9 protein-coding genes are annotated in these 7,333 nt (G+C 31.7%); all 9 read right to left on the bottom strand.

The genetic code is table 11. The annotated features are described in order from the left end of the window. Positions 1-139: 139 nt before the first annotated feature. On the bottom strand, positions 140-412 hold the full coding sequence (locus tag DB895_RS11265) for a hypothetical protein (protein WP_133242671.1): 273 nt from the start codon (positions 410-412) through the stop codon (positions 140-142). A gap of 28 nt (positions 413-440) precedes the next feature. Next, the gene (locus DB895_RS11260) at positions 441-1,124 is read right to left on the bottom strand and encodes an alginate export family protein (protein WP_243694669.1); all 684 of its coding nucleotides are present in this window, start codon (positions 1,122-1,124) and stop codon (positions 441-443) included. Beyond that, a complete protein-coding gene (locus DB895_RS11255) occupies positions 1,106-1,513 on the bottom strand; it encodes a hypothetical protein (RefSeq protein ID WP_133242670.1) in 408 nt (135 codons plus the stop codon). The genes DB895_RS11260 and DB895_RS11255 overlap by 19 nt, the downstream gene beginning before the upstream one ends. A gap of 160 nt (positions 1,514-1,673) precedes the next feature. Continuing rightward, positions 1,674-2,267, bottom strand: coding sequence for a short chain dehydrogenase (locus DB895_RS11250; RefSeq protein ID WP_116725457.1), 594 nt, complete (start codon positions 2,265-2,267; stop codon positions 1,674-1,676). A 190-nt stretch (positions 2,268-2,457) separates the two neighbouring features. After that, positions 2,458-3,093 carry a class I SAM-dependent methyltransferase gene (locus DB895_RS11245; RefSeq protein WP_116725456.1) on the bottom strand — a complete coding sequence of 212 codons (636 nt, stop codon included), beginning with the start codon at positions 3,091-3,093 and terminating at the stop codon, positions 2,458-2,460. Between the two features lie 11 nt (positions 3,094-3,104). Further along, on the bottom strand, positions 3,105-4,013 hold the full coding sequence (locus tag DB895_RS11240; protein WP_116725469.1) for an NAD(P)/FAD-dependent oxidoreductase: 909 nt from the start codon (positions 4,011-4,013) through the stop codon (positions 3,105-3,107). A 155-nt stretch (positions 4,014-4,168) separates the two neighbouring features. Then, on the bottom strand, positions 4,169-4,642 hold the full coding sequence (locus DB895_RS11235; protein WP_116725455.1) for a DUF2938 family protein: 474 nt from the start codon (positions 4,640-4,642) through the stop codon (positions 4,169-4,171). Between the two features lie 324 nt (positions 4,643-4,966). After that, positions 4,967-5,830 (bottom strand): helix-turn-helix domain-containing protein, encoded by an 864-nt coding sequence (locus tag DB895_RS11225; RefSeq protein ID WP_116725468.1) that lies wholly within the window; start codon positions 5,828-5,830, stop codon positions 4,967-4,969. A gap of 127 nt (positions 5,831-5,957) precedes the next feature. Further along, entirely contained in the window at positions 5,958-7,196 is a 1,239-nt protein-coding gene (locus DB895_RS11220; RefSeq protein WP_116725453.1) for a site-specific integrase, read from the bottom strand. Between the last annotated feature and the right edge of the window lie 137 nt (positions 7,197-7,333).

Genomic DNA, 7,333 nt, shown 5'->3' with positions numbered 1-7,333 from the left:
AAATCAGATTACAATAATGTCAATGAACTTGATTCTAACCAGCTGGTTTTCAACTTATTTTAAGTGGACACTAGTGAAAGAAGGTGTTACTTTATCTATGTGGTCAAATTTTTAGTATTAAAAAAAAATATTCTATAATTTAAAATTTGAATGTTGACTTAAAAGACAAATAAGTGACATCTTTACCATTTCCTGTCGCTTTAGGATAGTTTCCTGCATTAAAATAAGAAGCGTCAAAAGAGAATGATAGATTTTTTGTTTGTTGATAGTTTGTTTCTAAAACATAAAATTGACCCAACGTTTTTTTGTCAGAAATAAAAATAGCATTAGGTTTTGGTCTGTTTTCAATCATTCCAGGCGAATAGGTTCCGTCTTGATTGCTGTTTCTTGACATAAAAAATACTTCTGCCAAAATGTTTAGCTTTTGGATTGGGTTTATTTTAATGTAAGGATAAAAACTGATGATGTTTGTTGCCCCCAATTGGAACTGCAAGACCATAAGCAGGTTTAGCATACAATAAATCATATGTATTTAACTTGTTGTCGCTACTGTCTTTATCTCCAGAAGCTATATTAGCCGCAAAACCAATTATTCCTTTTTTGACGGGTAATATAGTTAAGTTTACATCTGCTAAAACATTATAAGCATCAATTGTTAATTCATTGAATTTACCTCTTTGATAACCACCTTCAAATTCAAAGTTTATTGTCTTTAAGTTTGAAAATAAGCGTATCCCAAATGTTTGACGGTCTTCAAAACCTGACTGATAATTGTATTTTCTTCCTTTTGATTGGAAATCGACTAGAAAATAATCTAATCCCATTTTATGATTGGAAAAAAATTGAGTTCCATAGATACCATATAAACCATCGTGCATGCTTTCGTCGTCAAAAACATATTGTTTTGAAACTACTTTAGATACTGCAAAGAGATCAACTACTCCATTTTTAAATTTATGTTTTACTACAAGTCCATCAAAAGCTTGTCTTGTGTTTGGTCCTTCCCGAACAGTAATTAACCGATGATTGCCATAATACATTTCTTGATACCCTAACCTGATATTACAATTGGTATACTTTAATTCTACAAAAGCTTGATGAAGACTTAATTGGTTTTCATCAATTTCGGGAATATTGGATTGTCATTCAAAAAGCGAAGTGTACTGTTGAGCTGGATAAAAAAGCGAAAGTGATTACCTAATTCAATATTAGAATGCATCATTAATCGGTGCCAAAGTTGATTGGCTGAATCATCTTGAAAAGTTGGTGGTACATCTCCAAAGTTGATATTATTATAAACTTGAAATTGTTCTCGAAGTTCCCCACCAAAAGAAATGAAATTGTTCTTGCCTAACGGAATATATTTTAGTTGGTTGAAACCTTTTTTGACAGTGTCTTTTTTTACTAGCTTAAAGTCATCATCATAGCGCATCATGCTGATTTTATTTTGTGCCTGTGTTGACGAAATCACCATAGTGACTAAAAGTGTTATTTTAAAAATTAAATTTTTCATAAGTATCGTAATGCGTTGGCACTACTACCAACAGTTATTTGATTAATTTTTTGATTGTAACTCCAATTTGCGGAAGTTTGATTGAAACTCATTCATAAACCGAAGGCCATTACCATTGCAGAATAATGACCTACGGATACTATCGCTTTTGCGAAAAAAATTACGGTTTAATTACATGTCCTGTAACTGACCCGAAAACACTTTTGCGGAACATAAACTCCAATTGTTTCATAGTAGTTGGAATTTCTCCTGGAAAATAAGGGAAATAATGAGGAGAATTTTCAATAACTGTTGGGCTCACTGCATTAATACGAATACCATTTTCAAGTTCAATTGCTGCTCCACGAACAAATCCTTCAACGGCACCATTAGCAGCTGATGCATTGGCGAAATTAATTTGCGGTTCTTCTGTTAAAGCCCCTGTAATTAAAGTGAATGACCCTTTAGGATTGATGTAGTGTTGTCCGATAAGCACTAAATTAATTTGTCCCATCATTTTTCCTTCAACTCCTTTTCTGAATGTTGTGTCGTCTAATTTTTTCCATGGTCCAACAAAAGTTGGTCCTGCTGTTGAAATAAGAGCGTCAAAAGGACCTACTGTTTGAAAGAAATTCTCAATTGCTTCGGGTGAAGTAATATCCACTTGGAAGTCGCCTCCTTCAGAAGCTGCTCTAATAATTTCATTTTCTTTTTCAAATGCACTTGATAAGTACGTTCCCATTGTGCCTGTTGCACCTACGATGATAATTTTCATTTGTTTAAATTTTAATTATTTATTAAGCAAAGATATTTCACGAGGTAAGGTGCATGATAGGACAATAATGAAGTTGAATAGGACATATTTTAAATACCGTTTTAGCTTAAAATAACATACAAAAAGCCCTGAAACTTTTTAATTTCAGAGCTTTTATAGCTAAATATAATTATTACTTAAAAATAATATTTTATTTTTTTCTTCCAACAAATCGAATTACAGAACTTTTTCCGATATGATATTTGCCTTCTTCTAAAGTGATTTCTTTTTCTTCTAATAGTAGTATCTCATAATTTTCAAAGTCAGCCGCTATTTCTAATGTAGAAAACAACATGTCAAAATCTTTTGGACCACCCACTTTTGGATCAATTCCATTGTAAAGCAAATGCAATTTACTGAAAGCTTCGAAAATAATGATGCCTCCGGGTTTGAGATAGTCATTTAATTTCTTGTGTAACAATGTTTTTTTATCGGCTGCAAAATGCGCGTAAATTAAACCAATAGCATTGAAAGAAACTGATTCAAACTGGAGTTCTTCGAGATCTCCGACAAAATATTCTAGATCAACATTCATTTCTTTTGCTAAATATAGTGCCTTTAATTTTCCTTCTACACTTAAATCTGATGAGGTTACGTTCCAACCTAATTGTGCTGCAAAAACACCATTACGTCCTTCACCATCTGCTGGCATTAATATCGATCCAGGCACCAATTTTTGAATCCACTCTTTGAAAAATAGATTAGGTTCCTTGCCATAAACAAATTCATTTTCCATGTATCGTTCATCCCACATGTTTTTATATTCTTTATCCGAAAATTTATTCATAATTGTACCAATTAAAATTGTTCTAAAATCATTTTTTTACTTGCCATCATTCCAGCTGCAGTACCCATTGCAACCGAATTTGCCACGGAGCGTAGTCGCGTTGTATTATCACCACAGGCATAAACACCATCAATAGTAGTTTCTTGAGAAGGATTCACTTTGATATAACCTTCGTCATTTAATCCGCAACCCAAAGCTTCTGGAATTGTGCAATGTTGTTCAAACAAGTTACGAGAATACATTGCTTTTACATCAGCTTTTGTACCGTCTTTGAAAATGATGTAGTGTAAATAACCATTGCAGTGTTCCAAGCTTTGTATTTCTTTTTCTACTATTTTTATAGAATGTTTTTCTAATTTTTTAGCTTGTTCGACAGTCAATGTAGATTTTTCATTAGTATATAAGGTTAAATCATCAGTCCAATTTGAAATTAATTTGGCCAATTCATTACCGTGTTCACCATTGCCAAGTATGCCTGTTTTTTGATTTTTAACTTCATATCCATGACAATAAGGACAATGCAACATTGAAATACCCCAGCATTCTGAAAATCCTTTTATTTTAGGCATTTCGTCTTTTATCCCTGTTGCAAAAATTAACTTGTCTGCTCGGAATGTTTCGCCCGTTGTTACCTGAATTTCAAATCCATTAGTTGTTTTTGTCCCAGTAGTTGCAAAGCCCTTAAAAAAGGTTATTGTATCATATTTTTCAACTTGCTGTTTTGCAAGCGTTGCTATTTCTGTTGGCGTTTTTCCGTCTTGAGTAAGGAAGTTATGCGAATGCGGTGTTTGTGCATTACAAGGTTTTCCTCCATCAATAATCAAAACTTTTTTCAAAGCTCTACCTAAAGCCATAGCAGCAGCAAGTCCTGAATAACTGCCACCTACTATTATTACATCGAATTTTTTAATATCTTTCATATTATTGTCTTTTGAGATTTTTGTTAATGGAAATGAGAGCGCAATCATTGCTAGTCCACTTTGCTTAATGAATTTTCGTCTCGGTATTGCTGTTGAAATTTCCAATACTACTTTTTTAATTACTTTTCTTAATTAGAATTGATGAATTGCTAATACTATATTAGTAATATAGCAGATAAGTACAACCCAAAACCATAAATGGCATGAATGAGTATTGTCTTTGAAATAAGTTGAACTTGTTGAGGCATATTGAAGAAGCCAATTCCAAAACCAAGTGCAGGTTGTAAAATAAAAATTGGAGTAATCAAAGTAATTATAGCAACGATCAAAGCAGGACACAATGTTGGTTTCAAAAGCCATTTTTCTCCATACATTATTATTATTAATAAAAAGGCAAAAGTTATCCCAATACAATAATGTGCTATTCGTCCAACTATTAGCTCGTTTGCAATGCTTGGCGTTTCAATAATGGTATGATGAAGGAACTTCCCTTTGGGCATGCATGCTAACCATCTACCGACAAAAAGGATATCACGAGGTGTTTTGCCAAAAAGGCTTACCATAAATGTAAAGCAATCTATAGCAATTGTTGCTCCAGTGCCAATTAGAATGGTTTTTACGATTTTCATCCTAGATTATTTTTTGTCAATTTCAGTTGAAAGTTGACGCATTATAAAATCTACAAATGGAACACCAATAAAAACAACCCAAGGAACTAATATAAGCGTAAGAAATAATGTCTTTAGATATAAAGGTAATTCCAGTGACGATTTACTTAGTAGATAAAGGAATAGTGTAATAGAAGGGTAAATTACCACCCATATTTTTAGTGCAGCAATTAATTTCATTTTTGTTTTCATAATGATTTACTTTTTTTGAATAATTATATTATTTAGCAAAAGTAATACGAGGAATAAGCAGTAAGATAGGACAAAAATGAAATTGGATAGGACTTATTTGAAATTGTTACGAAAAGCTTCTGGTGAATAGTTCGTATGTTTTTTAAAAAACCTTATAAAATAAGAGATGTCATCATAACCAAGATGATCCGCAATTTGGTTAACTTGATTTGAAGTTGCAAGAAGTTGTCTTTTTGATTCTAAAACAATGTGTTCATTAATCAATTCGGAAGGTGTTCTATTAAGCAATGTTTTAGTTATAGCATTTAATTGATAGATTGAAATATGCAACATATCAGCATATTGAGATACTTGTTTGTTTTTAGTAATATGTGTCTCTAGGAGTTCATGAAATTTCTCAAGCTGTTCTTGAGAGTATTGATTAGTGTCATTTGTCGTGTTTTTTTTGTTTTGACGATGTCTTACTAATTCGATAAATAATATACTCAAATTTGATTTAATCACCTCTTGATATCCTTCTTGTTTTTCACTGTACTCTTTTAAAATATATGATAAAATAGCTTCCATTCTTTTAAAACCATTACCATTAAGACTGCAAAAATTGATGTGGCTTACTTTGCGTAAAAGCTCTTGTGAAAGCTTATTTTGAGTATAAAAAAAATCAGTTTTAAACTGAAGTAAATATCCTGAACTTCCAGATTTCAGATTAAGTTGATGAACTTGACCTGGACGCATTAAAAAAATAGAATAGTCAAAAATTTCATAAGATGTAAAATCTATTTCGTGAGAACCGCTTCCTTTTTCTAAAACTAAAATGTAATAGAAATCATGTCTATGTAGTTCTTGAATCATATCTTTCCCCTCTAACAACTCTTGAATTTCTCTTATACTGAAACTTCCAGATAAGTTTGGTTCTTTAGGGATTCCTTTAATACGTCGTATTGGAATGTTTTCCATTTTTATTTTTTCACTTACCATTTATTGAGAATTACAGCTCACAGATAATAATTAATCATTTATTGAAACAGAAGTAATAAACTTTTACAAAGTAAGATAAACCATTTTTAATTACCAAGAAACTCTATTAACTTGATTTTGTTTTTTGATTACAGGAATTAAATTTCTCTCTCAAAATCATCATATCCTCACTTACTTTTTTGTCTAATATTTTCGCATAATGTTGAGTGGTTTGAATGTTTTTATGACCAAGCATTTTACTTACAGTTTCAACAGGTACGCCATTTGTAAGCGTTACCGATGTAGCAAATGTATGTCTAGCCATATGAAATGTGATTTCTTTTGAAATATCGCATAAATCTCCAACTTCTTTTAGATAAGCATTCATTTTTTGGTTAGTTAAAATTGGTAGAATGCTATCCTCATTTAAACACTTTGGGTGATTGGCATATTTCAGAATTAATTCTTCTGCAATTGGTAATAAAGGAATTTTAGATTTAGTATCAGTTTTTTGACGGTTTTTGAAAATCCATTTCTGGCCATCAATGCCAATTCCGATGTGGTCTTTTTTTAAACCTTTTACATCAATATAAGCCAAGCCTGTGTAACAAGAGAAAATAAAAATGTCTTTCACTAATGTTAATCGTTCTGACGAAAATCTTTTATTATAAATTCTATTTAGTTCTTCTTCAGTAAGGAAATCTCGTTCGACTTCTTTCATTTTTCCTTCGTATCGGCTACAAGGATTTTTATCTAACCAATCATTGTCCAAACAAATCTTGATTATTTTCCTGAAATTTCTAACATATTTTACAGCCGTATTGTTGTTGCATTTTTTAATGCTTCGCAAATAGAATTCAAATTCGGTTACAAAGGCGTAATCAATTTTAGTAATGCTGATGTCAGAAACATTGTATTTCCACTGGATAAATTCTTGCAGGTGTTTCAAAGATATTTTGAACCGTTCTAAAGTTCCGTAAGCATAACCATTTCCGATGAGATCTTCAATTTTATCATTGTGATTTTGATAAATTGGAATTATCATTCGTTCTCGTTGGTGGGTTCCTAATATTCTTGATTTGAAATTCTCTAGAGATAATTCTTCATTTTTGTGGATTAGTTCCATTTGAACATCAAAAACTTTAGATTTCATTAAATCAAGATAGTTATTTAATGTTCTAGCTTCCTCCGAGCTGCCTTTCATTTTGGATAGTTCAGGCGACCATTTGGATTTTTCAATGAATTTTTTGGAACTAAATTCGAAACGTTGACCGTCAACGGTTAGCCGAATATAAATTGGTAATTGTCCAGCTGCATTAGCTTTTGTGGTTTTCGCATAAATGTGTAAAGTGATTTTTGCTTTCATGGTGGTGACCTTTTAATTAGTATTCAATTTAATTTTCTAATTGATAACAAACAAGATGTACAACTTTTGAACAAGTAGTGAACTGGTTGTTAGTACGAGTGTTTGCAAGGCTTTAGGAGATTTAGCGAGACCCTAAT

Origin of the sequence: Flavobacterium psychrotolerans (assembly GCF_003097635.1) — a bacterium.
GTDB lineage: Bacteria > Bacteroidota > Bacteroidia > Flavobacteriales > Flavobacteriaceae > Flavobacterium > Flavobacterium psychrotolerans.
Note: the sequence above shows the minus strand (reverse complement) of the source record. Positions and strands in the feature narration are given on the sequence as shown.